Genomic DNA, 19,500 nt, shown 5'->3' with positions numbered 1-19,500 from the left:
CTAGTTTTTCACTTTCGTGTTGCGGACGTAAGCGTTAATGAGCGCGGCCGCCTCGGCAGCCTTGAGCGTGCTGGGCATGGAGATGAGAAACCTCTGGTGGAAGCCTGCTTCAATGGCCACGGCGGGCCCGTTGGCCATGATGAAGCCCACAGCTCCGCCGCTCATCCGGTATCCCCAGCCGCCGTAGTCCATGGCTTTGATGTCCGCCACTGTGGCGTTGTGGATTTCTTCCCATTTCAACGGCATGATCTTAAAGAATCCGGAGGCCAGGACCTTCACGCCTTCGGCGCTGATCACCGCGGTGCCGCGGGTGAACACCCAAATGAAGCCTCCCACCACAACGCCGAGCAGGGCCAAGGCAGGGAAAATGAAATAGGTGCTCACTGCCACAACACCGCCAACGCCTGCGCTCAACAGCCACGCCCAGGGGCCCATGGAGACCTTAATGGCCATGGTTTCGCCTCTGGCCACACGTTCCTTCGCCGCCGCAGCAAGGCTTGAGTCCCCTGCGGTGGCCTCGTTGTTGGCAACCAGCACCTCGGGGCTGGGGCTCCTGTCCACCTCGCCGGGCTTGTACAGCCACATCACCAAGGCACCTCCTGCCGCTGCCAGCGCCAAGCCCGCGCCCATAACGGGATTCGAAATTTCAGCCTGCGAAGATTCCGAGAGCCCTATCTGGCCGGCCACCACGGCAACCATCAGTGCCCCCACACCCATCCCCAACCCCACAGCCACACCGGCACCAATCCGGGCAAGCAAGGCGTTCTGTCCGCGAGCGAGCACGGCAAGGGCTGCCATGATGCCACCCACTCCAAGCATGGTCAGGACCGTGGTGAGCGCCACGCCCCACAACGAGGACCAGCCATCCACCTCGTTCTTGGAGTTCCAATGAATGGCCAGTTCCTGCGGCAGCCGGGCGGAAATGGTAAACATCCAGACCGCGGCCAGGACCCCCAGGAGCAGCATCCCACTGAGCAGTCCAATCAACCACCGCTTGTTGTATTGGCGTTCCGCCGCTGCACCGCGCACTTGCTCCCCCACTAAAAACCCCGCTGCTCGTCCTTTTCAACCATTCTCCTCCAACCCTGCCCCACGCCACACCCCCGGGCAAACCGCCGCCGCGGGCCCCATTTGCGCCCTAGCGCTTCTCCGCTGGAACGTAGACTGCCACCTGGGTGGCAACATGGCTATGAAAATTTCGTTCAGATGAAATCGGTGCGGGGTTAGGGTGGAAGAATCATTTCAATCGCTGGCGCTCCTCTGCGCTGGCAGCAATGTTCCATCCGCACCCGAACGGAAGGCATCACTTTGCCTGGCATGAACCTCACCCGCGCCGAAGCCATTGAGCGCACAGCCACTTTGACCGTCACAAGTTATGACGTGAGCCTTGACTTGACCACCTCGGAACGCACCTTCGCCTCCACCACCACGGTGAAATTCAATGCCACAGAGGGAGCGTCCTCGTTCATTGACGCGGTAACGGAAAGCGTCAGCCGTGTCACTTTGAACGGACAGGAACTTGATCCGGCGCAGGTTTCCGACGGCGTCCGCATCCAGCTGCCACACCTCGCCGCCGAGAACGTGCTGAGAGTGGAGGCGCAGGCGTTCTTTATGAATACCGGTGAGGGCCTACACCGGTTCGTGGACCCCGTGGATGGCGAGGTGTACCTGTACAGCCAGTTCGAGGTGCCGGATTCGCGCCGCATGTTCGCCGTGTTTGAGCAGCCGGACCAGAAAGCCACCTTCACCTTCCACATCACGGCACCGGATCACTGGGACGTCATCTCCAACTCCCCCACCCCCGTGCCGGAAGCCGCTGGCGAGGGCAAATCCACCTGGCATTTTGAGCCAACCCTGACAATATCCAGCTACATCACGGCCCTGATTGCCGGGCCTTACCAGTGTGTGCGCAGCGAATTGACCAGCTCCAACGGCCGCATTGTGCCCCTGGGTGTGTTTGCCAGGAAATCCCTGATGGAGTACCTGGATGCAGAGAACGTTTTTGAGCTGACCCGCCAGGGCTTTGAATTCTTCGAGGCGCAGTTCGGCGTCCCCTACCCCTTCCCCAAGTATGATCAACTGTTCGTCCCTGAATTCAACGCCGGAGCCATGGAAAACGCCGGCGCCGTGACGTTCTTAGAGAGCTACGTATTCCGCTCCAAAGTGGCGGATGCCACTGTGGAACGCCGCGCCATCACCATTTTGCACGAGCTCGCGCACATGTGGTTCGGCGATCTCGTCACGATGCGCTGGTGGAATGACCTGTGGTTGAACGAATCCTTCGCGGAGTTCATGTCCACTCTGGCCGCCGCCGAAAACACCAAGTATGTGGACTCATGGACCACGTTCTCCTCGCTGGAGAAAAGCTGGGCGTACCGCCAGGACCAGTTGCCCTCCACCCACCCCATCAAGGCCGAGATCAACGATCTCGAAGACGTGCTGGTCAACTTTGACGGCATCACCTACGCCAAGGGCGCCTCCGTTTTGCGCCAACTCGTGGCCTGGGTGGGGCAGGAGGAGTTCATGGCCGGCGTGCGCGCCTACTTCGCCAAGCACGCCTGGGGGAACACGGAACTGCCGGACCTCATGGTGGAGTTGGAAGCTGCCAGCGGCCGGGACCTCTCGCTCTGGACACAAAAGTGGCTAGAGACGGCAGGGGTGAACACCTTCAAGCCAGCCCTGGAAGTGACAGACGGCGGCGTCATCACCTCATTCGCGATCCTCCAGTCCGCTGTGGCAGAGCACCCAACCCTGCGCCCGCACCGCGCGGCCATTGGCTTCTACAACCTGGCCGCCACCGGTGAGGACGCCGGCAAACTGGTCCGCACCCACCGGGTGGAACTAGACGTTGACGGTGCCGTGACGGAGGTTCCCGAGCTGGTGGGCCTGGAGCGCCCGGCACTGATTCTGCTCAATGACGACGACTTGGCATACGCCAAGATCCGCCTCGATCCGCACTCGCTGCAGACAGCCAAGGAGCACCTAAAGGACTTCCGGGATTCGCTGCCGCGCACCCTGGTGTCAGCCTCGGCCTGGGATGCCACGCGCGACGGCGAAACCCCCGCCCGCGAGTACGTTGACTTTGTGCTGGCCACCATTGGCTACGAAAGCGATTCAACAGTCATCATGGTGCTACTGCGCCAGCTAAGCACCGCCTTGAGCTTCTATGTTGCCCCCGAACACCAGCAGGCCACGGCCATTGCCGCCGCCGATTCTCTGTGGGAGCTGACACGCAATGCCGCAGCAGGAACTGATGCGCAATTGCAGTTTGTCAAAGCGTTCGCCGCCCTGGCCCAGTCCCCTGCCCAGCTGGATCGTGTGCAAGCACTCCTTGACGGTGAGAAGATGCTGAACAAGCTGGTCCTGGACACCGATATGAAGTGGGAGTTCCTGATTGCCCTCGCCGCCGGTGGCCGGGCGGATGCCGCTGCCATTGAGGCGGCCCTGGCGTTGGACAACACCCAAAACGGTCAACTTGCGGCAGCCACCGCCCACGCAGCCATTCCCACAGCCGAGAACAAGGCTGAGACGTGGGAGTCCGTCGTCGTCCGCGGGGACGGGGCCAATGCAATCCAGCGCGCGGCGATTGACGGGTTTACGAAGGGTTGGGACACGGCACTGCTGGAGCCCTTTGTGGCCAAGTACTTCGGTGCGCTCCGGGAGGTGTGGGAGAGCAAGTCCTATGAGACGGCGTCCACCATCATCACCGGCTTGTACCCGGTCAAGCTGGTTTCACAGGCCACCCTCGATGCTACGGATGCGTTCCTGGCCACCTTGGGCACCGAGGTGCCGGCCTTGCGCCGCCTGCTCGTGGAAAGCCGCGATACCGTGGTGCGAGCACTGCGCGCCCAGGCCGCGGACCGCTAGGCACCCCGGCCGTGACATTGCCCGGGCTGCAGCATATTTTGTTGCAGCCCGGGCAGTTTTTACTGTGTTTATCTACCCGCCGCGGGTGCTGCGGACTTTCCCTCAAGTATTGCTAAAAAGTCTAGTCCTCCCCGGCTTTTCGGAGTAGCTTCAGGGCATGTTCACACATCATTTAAAGTCAATTGCTGCCCGCGTAGGAGCTGTTACGCTCCTTTCCGCCGGGATGATTGTGGGCTTCGCCGGAACACCGGCCCTGGCCCAGACACAAACCACCCACACCACTGGAACAAGCAGTATCTACACGGTTCTGGGAGACTCTTATTCGGCAGGCTCCGGTGGTGGCGGCGAGGTTGGCGCCTGTGGCCAGAGCCCCAACGGCTATGGCCCCTGGGTGGCCGCTAAACTTGGCACCCACCTGGAGAATCTGGCCTGCGCCGGTTTTACCACCGATCAAGTGCGCACCCTGGAAGTGCCGTATCTGCAATCGGGCACAAAGGTCATCACGTTGACGGCCGGTGGTAACGATGTTGCCTGGACCGCCGCCATCACGGCCTGCCTTGCGCCAACATCAACTGCCACCATGTGCCAAGGTGCCGTGGCGAACTCCATCCATCTCATGAGCAAGTTGCCAAAATCTGTAACCTCCATGCTCAAGGCAGTCAAGGCCAAGGCTCCGGGCGCAAAGGTTTTGTACCTGGGCTATCCGCGGCTCTTTGAACCGCAGAACATGGCCGCTCTGGGATACACCCCAACTCAGATCTCGGGAACCCAGGCCTTGAACGCCGCCGCTGATCTGCTCAATGGCACGCTCGCTTATAGCGCTCTGTCCAACCGGGTGGCATTTGTCCCGGTGGCTTATCTCTTTAGCGGACACGCCGTCCCCTCAGCCAACCCTTGGCTGAACTACCCGGGCGGGCCTAACCCGTACGCGTTCCATCCAAATGCTGCCGGCTACCAGTACGGGTACGCAGCAGCCCTGAAGTACTTCCTCTAAAGCTCCTCCCACAGAGTGATTCTCACACCCCGGGTCAGGCAATATCCCCGGGGTGTGAGAATCCCCTATGCTTGGCTGCATGAGCCTGACTAAGCACTCTTATGAGATCAACGTCCACTGGACAGGTAACCGAGGGCCCGGTACATCCAGCTATAAATCGTATGGCCGCGATCATGCCATCACGGCGCAGGGCCTGCCGGCACTCCTGGGCTCAGCGGATAAGACCTTCCATGGGGACCGGGACCGGTGGAATCCGGAGCAGTTACTGTTGACAGCCCTGGCCCAGTGCCACATGCTTTCTTATCTGCATGTAGCCGTCAAACACGGGGTGGTAATCACCAAATATGAGGACACCGCCACGGCCACGCTGGTGCTTAACCCTGATGGCAGCGGACAATTTGAATCAGCCACCCTGCACCCCAAAATTTATGTGGCAGATCCAGCCACCGAATCACTTGCCCTCTCCCTACATGCCGAAGCAGCGGCTGCGTGCTTCATTGCCCGCAGCGTGAACTTTCCCGTGCACCACCAGCCGGGTCTATTGGCTGCCACGCAGGACTAGGCACCCAGGGCCAACTACTCAGGACTAAACCGTGTCCACCGCGCGTTAGGGTTGTTAACAATCATCCCTGCCCCACTGGAACGGACTTTAAGGTAAATCGCGCGTGCAGCTAACCAACTTATTGGGTGAACCCACTGAAGGCTTCTTCGAGAACCTTGCCCAGGCCGGCATCACTGTGGCAGTGGGTCTGGTGGTGTGGCTGGTGCTGCACTACTTCATCCGCATAGTGGTCAAGCGCGCTAAGGCCGAGAATACGTTAATGGAGCACCGGAGCATGCGTTGGGCAGCACCCATGCTGCGCACCATTGACCCTGTGGCGCGTGCTCTTGATAATGAACGCCGAGTCCAGCGGGCCCGTACCATCGGCACCTTATTGAACTCCGTGGTGACAATAGTGGTGGCCGTGGTGAGCGGGTTCTACGTTCTCATTGCCTTCAAGATAGACATTGCTCCGCTGCTGGCAAGCGTGGGCGTACTCGGTATTGCCATTGGTTTTGGCTGCCAACAACTGATCCGTGACTTTTTGGCAGGCATTTTTATTGCCATTGAGGACCAGTTCGGCATTGGTGACGTCATCCAAACCAGCGAGGTGATTGGCACGGTTGAATACGTCAGCTTGCGGATCACCCGGGTCCTTGGCGAAGACGGCACACTCTGGTACCTGCGCAATGGCGAGATCCTGCGCCTGGGCAACCGTTCCAAGGGCAGCTACCATCCCCCAGCTGAAGCAGGCTCACCCACCTCAACGCAAACGCCGGTCACCTCAAGCACCCCGGCAACAGCCCCCGCACCGGCACCCGGGCAAGTCCCGGCGTCGGAGTTGAACGAGACCTCTGAGTAAAGAACATCAGAGTAAGAACACCAGAAAGCACTGAACAGACTATGAGTTCCCAGCACAATCCCACATCTCCCTTTGCGAACGGCCCCGCCGCTAACGATGCAGCGGAGGGGACCCCTATCCCGTCCCGCTTTGGCGAACCGCTGGCCACGCTCCTGCCAATTCCCACCGTGGGCAAACCGTTGCCGTCCACATCGGGGCTTACCCCGGATGAAGCAGAGGATTACTCGGACACGTTTTACGGCCAGGTGGGCGGGCATGAAACCTTCAAGAAAATGATTCATGTGTTCTACCAGGGCATCGCTGCTGATCCAGTGCTGCGCGCCATGTACGCCGAGGAAGATCTGGGCCCGGCTGAACACCGCATGCTGATGTTCATTGAGCAGTACTGGGGCGGGCCGCGCACCTATCTTGAAGAACGCGGACACCCGCGGCTGCGCATGCGTCATATGCCATTCGCCGTGACCCCCGAGGCCCGAGACCGCTGGCTGGTGGCCATGCGCAAGGGAGTCGATTCCGTGGAGCTCTCCCCCATGCACGAGGCCACCCTGTGGGACTACATGGAACGGGCCGCGGCGTCGTTAGTGAACGCAGCGTCGGTTCCATCACAGGCACTCTAAAAGGCCAGCTGAGTGGGGAGGGCTCGGGCCGGTTTGCCCGGGCTAGTTTGCCCGGGCGGCTCACGTTAAAGCAGCGACGCCGGCTTCACCAGAATGTGGCCCCGGTTGGTGCTGATCCGCAGCCACCGGTGCGAGAGAAAAATAGTGGCAGTCTCGGTGGGTGCCACAAAGCCCAGCGCGTATGCTGCGAAGGCGGCCCCACCGGGGATCTGACCCGGCACATCCGCCATGGTGCGCCCCCAGACGGAAGCCCTAACGTTATTGACTAAAAGAGCGCCGGGATTGACGGGGATAATCTGGCCAATTTCCTGCACGCCGGTCTTCGCCACCTCGATCAGTGTCTCCGCAGGAACCGTAGCAATTTCCTGCCATGCCGCGCGCGGGGCACCGATCCCGGCCCACGATTCGTGGACACTCATGGGAGGCACGGGCAGGCGGAGCTCGCCGTCTCCCATACGGGCCAGGCGGTCCGCCACCGCGGACAGGGACACCGTGACATCAAGGTCCGCGGGTGCCGCCAGGGCCATGGTGCGTAGTCCCAGAATCGTGGGGGTACCTTCGCCCAGAAGCTTCCCGCGCATGACGCACACATACGCCGCGAGAACGTGACCGTCCCCCTGAAGCCGGATGGCGCCGTCGTCCGCGGTACGGGCACGGCTAACAAAGGTGCGCAGATCCGCAAGGGTTCCGGCATCCTCAAGGACTAACTCGTTGGTGTGGGTGGTGGTGTCCATCAGTGTGCTCCTTGTGCTGGGCTCAGAACGGGACGGGCGGGTGCGCGCCGGAAGGGCACCGGGTCACCGCGCCATGGATTTAAGGCGCTTTTCTGGGCCTCCGTGAGGCGGACCGGGCGTCCCGTGTCGCGCGAGACCACCACCATGGAGGTTGCCGCCTGGGCGTAAATAATGGAGGTGTCAGCTTCCGTGACGGTGTAGCCGAGTTCAAAGCTGGAACCGCCCACATGGGTGACCCAAGTATTCACATAGATGGGATCGGTCCGGAAGCTGATGGGGGCTAGATATTCAATCTCATGACGTCCCACAAGAGTGAAGAGTTCCGGGCCAAGCAGGCCGCGGAGAGTGCTGCCACCGGGCAGTTCGGCATAGAACAATTGGACTCGCGCGTCCTCAAGATACTGCAAATAGGCCACATTGTTGACGTGATTGTACGCATCAATGTCGCCGAAACGGATTTGTTGGGTGAGCTGAAAGCCAGGTGCCATGCCTTCATCATGTCAAAGCGGCGTTGGTGCCACCAATCAAAGTCCCCAACGTCACAGCAAAAGCCAGGCGTAGGGCCGGATTCATACCGGACTCCCCATTTGTCGCAGCCTCCTCTGGACACATAGAGTCACGTTTATGAATGTCACACCAACGGACTTTGACCCTATGGAATCCCTCCTACGCATCTTGGAGCTCTCCGATGCAGGAGGTGCTCAAACTGACGAGGATATTTTTGTAGGTCTCGGTGATGCAAAAGCGCCCCGGGCCCGGCTTTTTGGTGGACAGGTTCTGGCACAATCGCTCGTGGCAGCTGCGCGCACCGTGGGCGGGGACCATCTGGTGCACTCCATGCACGGCTATTTCCTGCGCCCAGGCGAGGCGGCCTCCTCCCTGACGTTTGGCGTGCAGCGCCTGCGCGATGGGCGTTCCTTCTCAGCGCGACGCACCCATGCCTACCAGGGCGGTGTACCCATCCTGTCCATGATTTCCTCATTCCAGAAACCTGACAGTGGGATTGAGCATCAAGAGCCCATGCCGCAGGGCATTCCTGCGCCAGAGACACTTCCCACGTCGGCCCAACTCCTAGGTGGGATCGATCACCCTGTGGCCCGGGCGTGGGCTTACGAACGCCCCTTTGACATTCGGCATGTAGAGAATGATATCTATTTTGATGTCAAGGGTGAGCATGTGGCGCACACGGCTGTGTGGCTGAAAACTTTGGGCCCCATGCCTGAGGACCAGAACTTGCACCGCGCGGCTCTGGCCTACGCCAGTGATTACACGTTGCTGGAGCCTTCACTGCGACGCCACGGCATCAGCTGGGCAACCCCCGGCATCAGTGTGGCCAGCCTTGACCATGCCATGTGGTGGCACCGGCCCCTGGCGGTGGATGATTGGCTGCTGTACGTTGCCGAATCGCCCAGTGCTTCAGAGGCCCGCGGCCTGAACCTGGGCCGCTTCTACAACCGCGACGGCGTGCTGGTGGCCTCCGTGGCGCAAGAGGGCATGATGCGTATTCCAGACGGTACTGCTGCGGACTAAGCCTGCGGGCTAAGGCTGGGGCGTGACGTGTGCCGGCTACGGTTCCGGTTTGTCGGTGGGCGCCTCAACCGGGGCGGAGGTGGCAGTCTCCGTAGTGCCGCCGGATTCGGGACCCGCGTTCGCGCCTTCAAGGAATCCTGATCCGGGGCGGGCGTGGCCGAACGGATCAATGCGTGGGCGCCGTGCTGGCGGAACTTGCCCCCGCAATCTGGCCGTGAGGAGCCGCAAGGTCACCAACGGAGAGATCTGCTGCGGACCATCCACCTCCAACCCGTAAAAGTCCCCAATATGGCCAACAAAGGCCTGACGTTTGGCCTTCTCATACGCACGGGTCTCACGGGCAAAAGCCTGGTATGTGGAGAAACAGATCAGGATCAACACCAGGCTAAAAGGCAGTGCGATGATGATGGCTGCCGTTTTCAGTGCTTCCAACCCGCCGGATAGCAACAGCGCGCTGGCCAACAATGATGTGGCTAGGGCGAAGAAGATACGGATCCAGTTTCGGGGTTCCACATCTCCCCCACTGGCAATCATTCCCATGACCAGCGCACCTGAATCTGCCGAGGTGACAAAGAAAATGACGATCATGATGATCGCTCCGATGGTCAGCACCCCGCCTGCGGGAATCTGAGCGAGTGTGGCAAAGAGGGCTCCGGCGGAATCCACTGTTCCATCCGGACCCACCAGCCCGCCGGGGCCGTTAAGCTCGGAATACAGTGCGGTACCACCGAGCACGCTGAACCACAGTAAGGTGACCACGGTGGGGACTAGGATTACCCCTGCCACAAATTGGCGCACGGTGCGGCCTTTGGAAATCCGGGCAATGAAGATACCCACAAAGGGTGCCCAGGATATCCACCAACCCCAGTAGAAGGTGGTCCACGTTGACTGCCAGACTTCGCCCTCCGCACCGGAGAAGGCACTGACGTTGAAAGCCATACCCACAAAACTCTGCAGATAGTTGCCAGTTGACTGCACAAAGTTACGCAACAGGAACTGGGTAGGACCCACCACCAGCAAGAAGAGTACAAAAATGCCGGCCAGAATCAGGTTGGTGTTGGAGAGCCATTTCATGCCCTTGCCCACTCCAGAGAGCACGGAGAGCAACACCAGACAGGTGACCACCACAATGATGACCAGATCTATGAACATTGAGGAGGTGATCAGCCCGGCGTGTTCCAGACCGGCACTGATCTGCAAAACACCTAGTCCCAGTGATGTGGCAACACCGAAAATGGTGCCAACCAGGGCCACCACGTCAATCAGGTTTCCCAGGCCACCGCTCACCCTTTTCTTCCCGAGCAAGGGTTCCAGCGTCCATCGGATGGAAACGGGACGCCCGCGACGATGGATGGCGTAGGCCAGGGCCAATCCAATCACCACATAGATTGACCAGGCATGTACACCCCAGTGCAGGAATGTCTGAGACAGCGCATGCTGGGCAAGTTCACCGGGGTTACCAGTGGTGCCAGGCTTCGGGGACGCAAAGTGACTCAGTGGTTCGCTGACACCGTAGAACACTAGGCCAATGCCCATACCGGCGGCGAACAGCAACGAAAACCATGAGCCCAGCGAGAATTCAGGCTCGTCGTCATCTTTGCCCAGCTTGATATCGCCAAATTTGCTGAACCCCACCCACAGGCTGAAGATCACCAAAGCGGTGGCCAGCAGTACGTAGTACCAGTTGAAGTAGCCCACAATGGCGCTTTGAATGCTGGAGAAGAGCGCCTCGGCAGTTTGCGGCGCAATCATGGCGAACGCTGCGAATACTAAAACTATGGAGGCTGCTGGCCAAAAAACCCAGCGATGGACTGGAGGCTTGGATTGAGTCACTGACATTTCCCCAGCCTAGATCCATCCGCGCTGAATGTACCCTGTTTTGTGCATAAAAAATGGCCAGCTCACAAGGAGCTGACCATTTTATGGGCCCACGCGCCCGAGGGACCCAATAATCAAACGCGCCAGCGGTTGAGCGTTGGGAGTGCGTGGATGGGCCCACGCGCCCGAGGGACCCAACAATCAAACGCGCCAGCGGTTGATTATTGGGAGGGCGTGGGGACTAGTCGCGGGTGAGGCGGCGGTGAGTCACGCGGTGCGGACGTGCTGCGTCTGCACCAAGGCGCTCAACCTTGTTTTCCTCGTAGGCGTCAAAGTTACCTTCAAACCAGTGCCAGTTGGCCGGGTTCTCATCGGTGCCTTCGTAGGCGAGGATGTGGGTGGCGATGCGGTCAAGGAACCAGCGATCGTGAGAGACCACAACGGCGCAGCCGGGGAATTCCAGCAAAGCGTTTTCAAGGCTGCTGAGAGTTTCCACGTCAAGATCGTTAGTGGGCTCATCCAAGAGCAACAAGTTTCCACCCTGCTTAAGGGTCAAGGCCAGGTTCAGACGGTTGCGCTCACCACCGGAGAGCACTCCTGCCTTCTTTTGCTGGTCCGGACCCTTGAAACCAAAGGCTGCCACATAGGCACGGGAAGGCATTTCAACCTGGCCCACCTGGATGAAGTCGAGTCCGTCGGAGACAACCTCCCAGAGGGTCTTATCGGGATCAATGCCGCCGCGGCTCTGGTCGGCGTAGGAGATCTTGACCGAGTCACCCACCTTGAGGTTGCCGCCGTCGAGCTCTTCAAGACCAACAATGGTCTTGAACAGGGTTGACTTACCCACACCGTTGGGCCCAATGACGCCAACAATGCCGTTGCGGGGCAAGGTGAAGGTGAGGCCGTCGATCAGGACACGGTCCCCGTAGCCCTTCTTCAGCTTGTCCGCCTCGAGCACAATGCCACCAAGGCGCGGGCCCGGTGGAATCTGAATCTCTTCGAAGTCAAGCTTGCGCGTGCGGTCAGCCTCGGCAGCCATTTCCTCGTAGCGGGCCAAACGGGCCTTGGACTTGGTCTGACGTCCCTTGGCATTGGAGCGAACCCATTCGAGTTCCTCCGTGAGGCGCTTGGCCTGCTTGGCGTCCTTCTTGCCCTGAACTTCCAGGCGGGCGCGCTTCTTCTCTAGGTAAGTGGAGTAGTTGCCTTCGTAGGGGTACAGGTGACCGCGGTCTACTTCTGCAATCCATTCGGCAACATGGTCAAGGAAGTACCTATCGTGGGTGACGGCCAGGACGGCGCCGGCGTAGCTCTTGAGATGCTGTTCCAACCAGTTTACGGACTCGGCGTCCAAGTGGTTAGTGGGCTCATCCAGGAGCAACAGGTCAGGCTTCTGCAGAAGGAGTTTGCACAAGGCAACACGGCGGCGTTCACCACCGGAGAGAAGTGTGACATCGGAATCTCCCGGGGGACACTGCAGTGCGTCCATTGCCTGCTCCAGCTGAGAGTCAATATCCCAAGCATCGGCAGTGTCAATGGCTTCCTGCAACTTGCCCATCTCTTCGAGAAGGGTGTCGAAGTCAGCGTCGGGGCTGGCCATTTCCTCGGAGATCTCGTTGTAGCGGGTGATCTTTGCGTAGATCTCCCCCACGCCTTCCTGGACGTTGCCCAGAACGGTTTTTTCCTCGTTCAGCGGCGGCTCCTGGAGCAAAATGCCCACAGTGTAGCCGGGGCTCAAACGAGCCTCACCGTTGGAGGGGGTGTCCAATCCAGCCATAATCTTCAAAATGGTGGACTTACCGGCACCGTTAGGACCCACAACGCCAATTTTGGCACCGGGGTAGAAAGACATGCTTACGTTGTCAAGAATGAGTTTTTCGCCAACAGCCTTGCGGGCATTGGACATTGTATAAATAAATTCCGCCATACCCTCAAGGTTAGTGGGTGCAGGCATATATCTCACATTCGCGTCCGGCTAAGTGAGCAACACGGCAGAATGTGGCTGGTCAGGGGTGCTGGCACCTAGTGAACGTCTCCGACGAAGCAGCGCCCTGACGCCAAGGCCGGAAGGGTGGTCACTGCAACGTTTCCGCCACGTACCTGACCGATGACGCACTCTTCTCCAACCAGCGTGGCAGATTCAATGGCATCCACGGCAAGTCCCGTAGGTGTGATGTCAATGGACACCTCCACCTTTTCCTTGACGGCGCCGGCTTCAAGCATGGCTGCCATCATTTGCTCCCTGTTGGGCGCCTTAGTGGTGGAGGCCAGTGTGGTGAGTGTGGCTTTCAGTTTCCCGGACATCTCTTCAGCCGCCGAAACCTTTACAGCCGGCTTCTCTTCGGGGGCCTTTGATTCGGGGGTCTTGGCACCATCCTTGACCGGGGCTTTCGAAGTAGCGGCCGGTGCAGCATCGGTAGCTGGCACCTCGCCTGGTAGCAGTGAGCAACCGCTCAATGCCATGGAAGCCACTAACAGAACAGATACTCCAACAGCCCTGAGGCCGCGCTTGCGCGGAGTGGGCTGGTGGCGAGATGTCATCTTTTCCAAAGTCACCCCGCCATTGTGCCATGCGTACCCGGTAATTGAGCTCCACCACGGCGAACCAATAGCTTGGCCAACAGCTCAGAAGGGGGCTGCCTCTGCCAGGATCTCCCCCGTCTCATGATCAGCGTGCTCATGCGGCTGGATCCCTTCAGCCTTTGCGGGGTCATACGCTGCTGCGGCCGCATCTAGGTCCTCATCGCCCTCGCTGCCATCAACATCGCCCCCGCCTTCGGTCCCTTCGTGTGGCTGATCTGCATTAGTTGGCTCATCATCGGGGATCTCTCCTTCCTCGACGTCTTGAGAGCCGCCCCAACCACCGGGATCATGACCAATCTCGCCGTCTCCGGAGCCGGCAAGGCGCGCGCTGGTCTTGCGGCGATAGTTTGCCGTTCCAAACTGGAGGTCAGGACCAATGCTGTCTGCGTCGATCTCAACACCGGTTGCGTGACTTCCGTCCTTACGGAGGTAGGAGGTCACCTTCAGCTTGCCCACAATCAAGATCCGGTCCCCTTTGTGGATGCTGACCATGGTGTTGGAGGCAAGTGCCTTGAAAACATTGACCCGAAACCAGTTAGTGGGACCGTCCACCCACTTGTTGGTGATGGGATCGAGTCTGCGCATGTTGGAACCCATGCGGAACTTTCCGATGACCAAGCCACTGTCCGTGGTGTTCATGACGATCTCAGAACTGACAAACCCCCGGAGACTGATGTGATTTCCCATTACCCTACCTTTCGATGGGCCGCAGCTGCGGCAGTGTTTGCTTGGGTTCCAGCCAACGCCTTTCCCGGGTCATCAACCAGTGGAAGAAGCCCAAATGTGAACTGAATCAAGCCCTAGTGGGCCTGTGGAGGAAGAGATCCCTGAATAAACCTGATAATTTAGATGCGGCCCATGTTTGGGTCAACGCCTCGGTAGCTCAGCGGATAGAGCAGGAGCCTTCTAATCTGAAGCCCGCGGGTTGGCGCTACCTCCGGCGGGAACCCCACCATCGGGACCAGGTCCACCAGTGCGGGAAACATCCGAGAAGCCAAGCAGATAAGCCACGGAAATCCCAGTCGCTTCTTCAATCATCTGCAGCTCATCAAGCTCCAGGGGGGCGTCGCCATTAAGGCGCCGCGAAACCTTCGACTGCGTAAGCCCCGTGATACGAGCAAGCGAAGACCCGGAAATCCTCAACTCGGCAAGCTGGCCCCGCAGTCGGCGTGCGACCTTCGATGATAGCGGCTCTGATTTGCCTCCATTTACGAGGCTTAGCTGTGTACTCATGTTTGCAACTATATACGCGCTAAGCGGGTAGGCAAGGCCCTGGACGATAATTCCTGTCATTTATTTTATGAACCACATCACAATACGGTTACCCGCCGCGCTTGCTATCTACCCAATAATAGGTAAGACTTCTATTTATGAGCACATCATTCACGCAGCGCGTAGCTGAAGCGGTCCGTGCAGAAGCTGCCCGCAGACGAGTCCCCCAACGATCAATAGCAGCAGCCCTCGGCACGAGCCAGCAGTCCGTAAGCCGACGTATGTCCGGCGAGACTCCCTTCGACGTCGACGAAATTCACAACCTGGCAGAATCCTTCGGCGTGTCCTTCGCCTCGCTCATCCCCGACGCCAACAAAACGCCGGCGCTCGCAGATGGTGTGTTTACCCAGGGGAAGGCCACAGCATGAGCCGGGACATCGAATTCCCAATCAGGTTCAACCGGGTTCCGCCGCGCGCTGACTTCGTGCATGAAGTTGACAGCATCGTGAAACAGCTTCCGATGCTGACCCGCATGGGGGCCGGGGAACGGGCCGTACTCACCATTGCGGCGAAGACGGCCCAGTTCCTTGAAGGCGTCCTAAGCGGGTCGGTCGTTGTTGATGACGAAGGCTGTCTGTGTCTCGCTGATGATCAGTGTCCCGGGGACGTCGTTCCCCTCGGAGCCCATGGTCGCGTTCTTGTAAACACGGGTTTGGCCGCCTGCGAGAGTGCTCTCCAACTCCTGCGCCAACGCATGGCGGCTGATCTTGCCGTCGTACACGGCGAACCATTGTCCGTTGATGATGACCTGGGCCATAATAATTCTCCTTCGATTGGTGCCGTCCAGACCCTGCATGGTCAGGACGTGCCAAGGCCAACTGTAGGAGATACCACTGACGCAAGCGCGGGGACCTTCACCGCGTCGCGTGTTGGTGGTTTGCAGGACGGGGCAGCAGTCCCCCCAATTGCTGCTGCCTCAGTAAGAGGTGGTGACGCGGTCTCTTCCCCCAAGCGGGCCGCGTCACCTCCGCACATTATTTAGGGCATAAAAAAGCGGTCCAGTTCCATTCCGCCAAGAAAATCACTGGACCGCTTCACCAACAACTTCCCCAGGTCCCGCAAGTGCGGGGCTGGTTCTGTCATCGATCAAAGGATAACAAGCTGTGGATACTCCTGTCTCAAAAACGGCCGTCACGCACGGTCTTATCCCCGATGGAGCTTTTTTCAAAGGGCTTGACTGCAAGTTCAAGCAGGACCCTTCCAGTGCTCCACCGACCCCGGCTCGGTTCGCTGTTGTCCGTGCGCGGCAGGAGCAGGCGTCAGAGCTGCGTCATCGTCTTGCCCAGATCGGGCGCACTATCCAAGCCACGATTGATGCCGATCAGTACGGCTTCGGTGATGGCCCAGCAGAGTTACTGGACTTCTTAGCTGAGGACTTCGCAGCGAAAGCCCATCAGCTACGTGCGGACATCTTGAAGGCTTATTCCAAGGTGATAAGTCCACCAGCCACAGGGCCTCAAGCTGGCGCTTGTGATGGCCCGGCTGCTGTGGCTGCGTTGGCTACGGAGCTGCAGCGCCTCGGTGGCCCTCTTGACGATGGTGCAGTCACGGTCACTGTCAAGCCCACCGACATTCACTTCCCGCGCTCATCGCCTGAGGCCATGAGCATCAGGAACACCAAGCTCCCCCGGGGCCGGGCATAGTGGGCCTCTCAGTGCAGCAGCTGCTGCGGGAGGTGAAGCACTTCCTCGCTACGGATCAGCCGGGCATGGCTTCCCTCTACATGCGAAAGGCCTTGGCGCTGGTGGAGCAGGAGCGCCAGCAGTACGCAGAGGAAGAGCCGGGGCGCTTCAACCGCTTGTTCTTGGTCCTTGCTGGCCTTGTCTGCGAAGTCACCGAAACCATAGAAGCGTGCATTGCCAAGGTAATCGAGGCGATCACTGATGAAGGGGCCCAGTCTGACTTCGCCCTCGGTGGTCCAGCATGAGCCGGGACCTGGTCGAGCTCGACGCCTACGTGGTGTTCAAGAATCCGTTGCCTGGTGAGCGGAAGAAGCTAGTGAAGGCTTCCTTCCAGACAAGTTTCCGCACGGTGTCCAAGTGCAAGCAGGACATCTTGAAGTGGGCCCGTGGCCAGTACCAGTCCGCGACCGGCCTTGCCGTGGATGTTTTCAAGCCGGACCTTCGCAATCCTCACTACCGGGCAGAGCTGCTCCGTGATGGTGAAGTCCTCGCCCACATTAGTTTGACACCCCGCAGCTCCGCTCCTGTGGACGGCACGAAGGAGATGTTCTGATGAGCACCGTTGTAAGCCCCTCGGCACGCGTGGCCACCACCCGCCGCTGCACCTTCGTGTGGGCACCTTTGCTTGTCCTCGGCGTCCTGGCATCCGTTGTCGGCGGCCCGATGATCACTGTGTTCAATTCCCTCGACGTGGCCGGTGTCGTCTTGATGCTGGCTGGGTTGCTGGGCTTCGTGCGTGAGGTAGAGAAGTGATGACCGAGGACAACCAGGAACGGATCCTCTGGACGGAGGCGACGCCTGATCAGGCGGTGTGGAAGATCGTTTCCCAGTGGCGTGACCAGCCCATCGCTGAACTGTCCTCGATGGCCACTGACTGGCTCGAGGAAGACTACGCGTCCGCGTCCCGGGTACTGGCAGGGATGGAAGCTGACCGTGCGTCTGATGCGTGGTCAGCAGGGCAGGTATCCCTAGCCCCGGCCCACGCCCAGCGGCCTTCTGATCCGTTCGCGCTGTTGATGCTGGCTGGTGAAGCGCTCAGTGTGAAGGCCGGTGCTAAGAGCGGCGGTGGCGACTCTGATAAGGGCAGTGTCCTTTATTCATTGACGGCCTCAATTATGCAGCTGGCCACTGCTGTTCAACGACACACGAAAGAAGACTAGGCATGAGCAGGTTTGAAGAGGTTGAGGTGGCCCGGATTCGGGCGAACCCTGAGCATATCCGTGAGGACATGGGTGATCTTGAGCGGTTGGCTAAAGAGATCAAAACCAATGGTGTCAGGTCTCCGCTGGTGGTGTATCCGCACCCGGAGCTTGATGGTGACTTCATGCTCCGTGATGGCCATCGTCGGTTGAAGGGCGCGGTCATTGCTGGTCTGCTCGTGGTCCCGGTCGTGGTCGAGGAAGCTTCTGCTCGGGGCGCTCTGGAAGACATCGAGACGATGATCACCACGGGCTCCACGGCCAAGCTGAATACGAAGATGGAAGAGGCGAAGGGATTCCAGCGGCTGCTGGATCTCGGTCTGAATGAATCGACGATTGGCAAGCGGTCTAACCGCCCGAAGTCAGAAGTGGTAACTCTGGGCAGGGTTACGAAAGCGCCGGATAAAGTCAAGGATGCCTACAGCAAGGGCAGGATTGATCTGCTGCAGCTGAAGAAGCTCACGGACTTGCAGGCTGCTGGTCAGTCGGAGGTGCTGGATAAGGTGCTGGAGAACCACGATTTCAGGACCAGCGCTGGTTGGCGCATCGATAACGTGGAGCACACGATCGCGCGGGCTGAGAAGCAGCAAGCTGTAGCTGATTCCATCTCCGTGCTGACGGCATTGGGTGGCGTCCAGCGTGAGGACCAACGAGATGAGAACTTTGATGCTGCCCCGGAGATGACGGACGAGGAGCATGTCGCTGCTGGCCACTTATTTTATGTCGGCACTGATCAGGTCGAGCCACTCTGGTTCGTGAAGCTCTCCAAGCCTAAGCCCAAGCTCTCCGACAAGGAACGCGAAGAGAAGGCGACACTGCGTGAGCTGAACGCCGGCCTGCAGGTCTCTCATGCTGTCCGTGTCCAGGAACTCGTGGTCGCTGTCCAGTCCAAGGACGGCGTCAGCGAAGCCGTGGACAAGGAGATGCTCCTTGAGGTGCTGTGGCCGGAGATCCAACGCTTCAACGACGAGACGTTAGGAGCGCTCACGAGCATCCATAAGCCAGAGGGCGTCTCTGACTACAGCCCCGAGCGTCGGGCGTGGTTGGAGAAGGTCGAGGCTGCTGTTGGCCGGTTGTCGTGGCGTCAGTTAGCCCGGGCCGCCGTGTATGCCAAGCACCAGGACACGGACAGGCAACTGCGGTTCACGAAGAACTTCGATCGCAGCCAGCAGGAATGGCGTGCCCGCGCGGGATGGCTCAATAAGATTCAAACCCATTTCGGTATCCGCCTGTATAAAGCAGAGCGAGAGACCCTTGCATTCTTCAAGGCCAAGGGCGGCGACAGGACCCGATGGAACATGAACACCGAGGCGTACGAGACAGTCGTGGATGATGTGGTGATCCACGATGGTTAAGACCACGACTCGCTCACCTGGTGCCCGTCACAAGGAACTACTCGCCGCGATGTCGGCCCCGGCTAGGCATCCTTACGCAGCGTTCATACTCCGCACAAAAACGGTGATCGAGAATGATCTGGCCTACCCCAGGGCTGGTGTCAGGAAGATGCCTGACGGGAAGTGGCTCCTGCAGATCTGGTACACGCCAGGCGTCGTCCGTGTAGACGAGGAGCCACTCACTCATTCATCCCCGCTGGGCGCGTTCCATGCCGCCCAGCGTGAAGTCCATGCAGCTAGGGCGAGGGAGCACCCGGCGGGGCAGGTCTACCTCCGCGGCATGGCCAGGCGGGTGTCTGTATGAGTACCGAGAACCCGAATGTCGGCAGCCTCCGCACCACGATGCCAAAACCCCCGGAGCGCTGCAATTCCTGCAATGCCCCCATTGACCCGCACAGCGCTGAATGTCG

At 59.6% G+C, this 19,500-nt stretch carries 22 protein-coding genes; 13 read left to right on the top strand and 9 right to left on the bottom strand.

Features of this window, described 5'->3' with window-relative positions; translation table 11 throughout:
* Complete coding sequence (locus RY113_RS03975) at nt 1-1,029, bottom strand: DUF1648 domain-containing protein (RefSeq protein WP_315913622.1); 1,029 nt, start codon at nt 1,027-1,029, stop codon at nt 1-3.
* 288 nt (nt 1,030-1,317) lie between these two features.
* Between RY113_RS03975 and pepN the strand changes: the two genes are divergently transcribed.
* The 5 genes from pepN (at nt 1,318) to RY113_RS03950 (ending at nt 6,881) form a co-directional block, all read left to right on the top strand.
* Nucleotides 1,318-3,867 (top strand): aminopeptidase N, encoded by a 2,550-nt coding sequence (gene pepN, locus RY113_RS03970; RefSeq protein WP_315913621.1) that lies wholly within the window; start codon nt 1,318-1,320, stop codon nt 3,865-3,867.
* A 157-nt stretch (nt 3,868-4,024) separates the two neighbouring features.
* Nucleotides 4,025-4,861: an SGNH/GDSL hydrolase family protein gene (locus tag RY113_RS03965; RefSeq protein ID WP_315913620.1), complete on the top strand. Its 837-nt coding sequence runs from the start codon at nt 4,025-4,027 to the stop codon at nt 4,859-4,861.
* Between the two features lie 79 nt (nt 4,862-4,940).
* Nucleotides 4,941-5,423, top strand: a complete 483-nt coding sequence (locus RY113_RS03960) for an OsmC family protein (RefSeq protein ID WP_110106501.1) — start codon at nt 4,941-4,943, stop codon at nt 5,421-5,423.
* 103 nt (nt 5,424-5,526) lie between these two features.
* The gene (locus RY113_RS03955) at nt 5,527-6,264 is read left to right on the top strand and encodes a mechanosensitive ion channel domain-containing protein (protein WP_315913619.1); all 738 of its coding nucleotides are present in this window, start codon (nt 5,527-5,529) and stop codon (nt 6,262-6,264) included.
* 41 nt (nt 6,265-6,305) lie between these two features.
* A complete protein-coding gene (locus RY113_RS03950) occupies nt 6,306-6,881 on the top strand; it encodes a globin (RefSeq protein WP_315913618.1) in 576 nt (191 codons plus the stop codon).
* Nucleotides 6,882-6,946: 65 nt separating this feature from the next.
* On the opposite strand, the gene RY113_RS03945 is transcribed toward RY113_RS03950, so the two are convergent.
* Both RY113_RS03945 and RY113_RS03940 read right to left on the bottom strand, forming a co-directional pair.
* Nucleotides 6,947-7,615 carry a hypothetical protein gene (locus RY113_RS03945; protein ID WP_315913617.1) on the bottom strand — a complete coding sequence of 223 codons (669 nt, stop codon included), beginning with the start codon at nt 7,613-7,615 and terminating at the stop codon, nt 6,947-6,949.
* A complete protein-coding gene (locus RY113_RS03940) occupies nt 7,615-8,103 on the bottom strand; it encodes a thioesterase family protein (protein ID WP_315913616.1) in 489 nt (162 codons plus the stop codon). The genes RY113_RS03945 and RY113_RS03940 overlap by 1 nt, the downstream gene beginning before the upstream one ends.
* Before the next feature lie 136 nt (nt 8,104-8,239).
* Between RY113_RS03940 and RY113_RS03935 the strand changes: the two genes are divergently transcribed.
* The gene (locus RY113_RS03935) at nt 8,240-9,145 is read left to right on the top strand and encodes an acyl-CoA thioesterase II (RefSeq protein ID WP_315913615.1); all 906 of its coding nucleotides are present in this window, start codon (nt 8,240-8,242) and stop codon (nt 9,143-9,145) included.
* A 36-nt stretch (nt 9,146-9,181) separates the two neighbouring features.
* On the opposite strand, the gene RY113_RS03930 is transcribed toward RY113_RS03935, so the two are convergent.
* From RY113_RS03930 to RY113_RS03910, 5 genes are all read right to left on the bottom strand, one after another.
* Complete coding sequence (locus tag RY113_RS03930; protein WP_315913614.1) at nt 9,182-10,984, bottom strand: BCCT family transporter; 1,803 nt, start codon at nt 10,982-10,984, stop codon at nt 9,182-9,184.
* 220 nt (nt 10,985-11,204) lie between these two features.
* The gene (gene ettA / locus RY113_RS03925) at nt 11,205-12,887 is read right to left on the bottom strand and encodes an energy-dependent translational throttle protein EttA (protein ID WP_315913613.1); all 1,683 of its coding nucleotides are present in this window, start codon (nt 12,885-12,887) and stop codon (nt 11,205-11,207) included.
* 95 nt (nt 12,888-12,982) lie between these two features.
* Nucleotides 12,983-13,516, bottom strand: coding sequence for a DUF6993 domain-containing protein (locus RY113_RS03920; protein WP_315913612.1), 534 nt, complete (start codon nt 13,514-13,516; stop codon nt 12,983-12,985).
* A 69-nt stretch (nt 13,517-13,585) separates the two neighbouring features.
* A complete protein-coding gene (locus tag RY113_RS03915) occupies nt 13,586-14,230 on the bottom strand; it encodes a single-stranded DNA-binding protein (protein ID WP_315913611.1) in 645 nt (214 codons plus the stop codon).
* 219 nt (nt 14,231-14,449) lie between these two features.
* Complete coding sequence (locus tag RY113_RS03910) at nt 14,450-14,776, bottom strand: helix-turn-helix domain-containing protein (RefSeq protein ID WP_315913610.1); 327 nt, start codon at nt 14,774-14,776, stop codon at nt 14,450-14,452.
* 137 nt (nt 14,777-14,913) lie between these two features.
* Here RY113_RS03910 and RY113_RS03905 point away from each other — a divergent pair, with 137 nt between their 5' ends.
* Entirely contained in the window at nt 14,914-15,183 is a 270-nt protein-coding gene (locus tag RY113_RS03905; RefSeq protein ID WP_315913609.1) for a helix-turn-helix transcriptional regulator, read from the top strand.
* 170 nt (nt 15,184-15,353) lie between these two features.
* Here the strand turns inward: RY113_RS03905 and RY113_RS03900 are convergent, their stop codons facing one another.
* Nucleotides 15,354-15,572, bottom strand: a complete 219-nt coding sequence (locus RY113_RS03900; RefSeq protein WP_315913608.1) for a hypothetical protein — start codon at nt 15,570-15,572, stop codon at nt 15,354-15,356.
* Nucleotides 15,573-15,918: 346 nt separating this feature from the next.
* On the opposite strand from RY113_RS03900, the gene RY113_RS03895 reads away from it, so the two are divergent.
* From RY113_RS03895 to RY113_RS03870, 6 genes are read left to right on the top strand one after another with little or no spacing between them, the layout of a single operon-like run.
* Nucleotides 15,919-16,458 carry a hypothetical protein gene (locus RY113_RS03895; RefSeq protein WP_315913607.1) on the top strand — a complete coding sequence of 180 codons (540 nt, stop codon included), beginning with the start codon at nt 15,919-15,921 and terminating at the stop codon, nt 16,456-16,458.
* Nucleotides 16,458-16,742 (top strand): hypothetical protein, encoded by a 285-nt coding sequence (locus RY113_RS03890; RefSeq protein WP_315913606.1) that lies wholly within the window; start codon nt 16,458-16,460, stop codon nt 16,740-16,742. Before RY113_RS03895 ends, RY113_RS03890 begins: the two co-directional genes overlap by 1 nt.
* The gene (locus RY113_RS03885) at nt 16,739-17,050 is read left to right on the top strand and encodes a hypothetical protein (RefSeq protein WP_315913605.1); all 312 of its coding nucleotides are present in this window, start codon (nt 16,739-16,741) and stop codon (nt 17,048-17,050) included. The genes RY113_RS03890 and RY113_RS03885 overlap by 4 nt, the downstream gene beginning before the upstream one ends.
* Nucleotides 17,050-17,250: a hypothetical protein gene (locus RY113_RS03880; protein ID WP_315913604.1), complete on the top strand. Its 201-nt coding sequence runs from the start codon at nt 17,050-17,052 to the stop codon at nt 17,248-17,250. Before RY113_RS03885 ends, RY113_RS03880 begins: the two co-directional genes overlap by 1 nt.
* A complete protein-coding gene (locus RY113_RS03875; protein ID WP_315913603.1) occupies nt 17,250-17,657 on the top strand; it encodes a hypothetical protein in 408 nt (135 codons plus the stop codon). The genes RY113_RS03880 and RY113_RS03875 overlap by 1 nt, the downstream gene beginning before the upstream one ends.
* A gap of 2 nt (nt 17,658-17,659) precedes the next feature.
* Complete coding sequence (locus tag RY113_RS03870) at nt 17,660-19,051, top strand: ParB N-terminal domain-containing protein (protein WP_315913602.1); 1,392 nt, start codon at nt 17,660-17,662, stop codon at nt 19,049-19,051.
* Nucleotides 19,052-19,500: the final 449 nt, after the last annotated feature.

The organism is Arthrobacter sp. lap29 (assembly GCF_032458965.1).
In the GTDB taxonomy this organism is placed as follows: Bacteria; Actinomycetota; Actinomycetes; order Actinomycetales; family Micrococcaceae; genus Specibacter; species Specibacter psychrochitiniphilus.
Note: the sequence above shows the minus strand (reverse complement) of the source record. Positions and strands in the feature narration are given on the sequence as shown.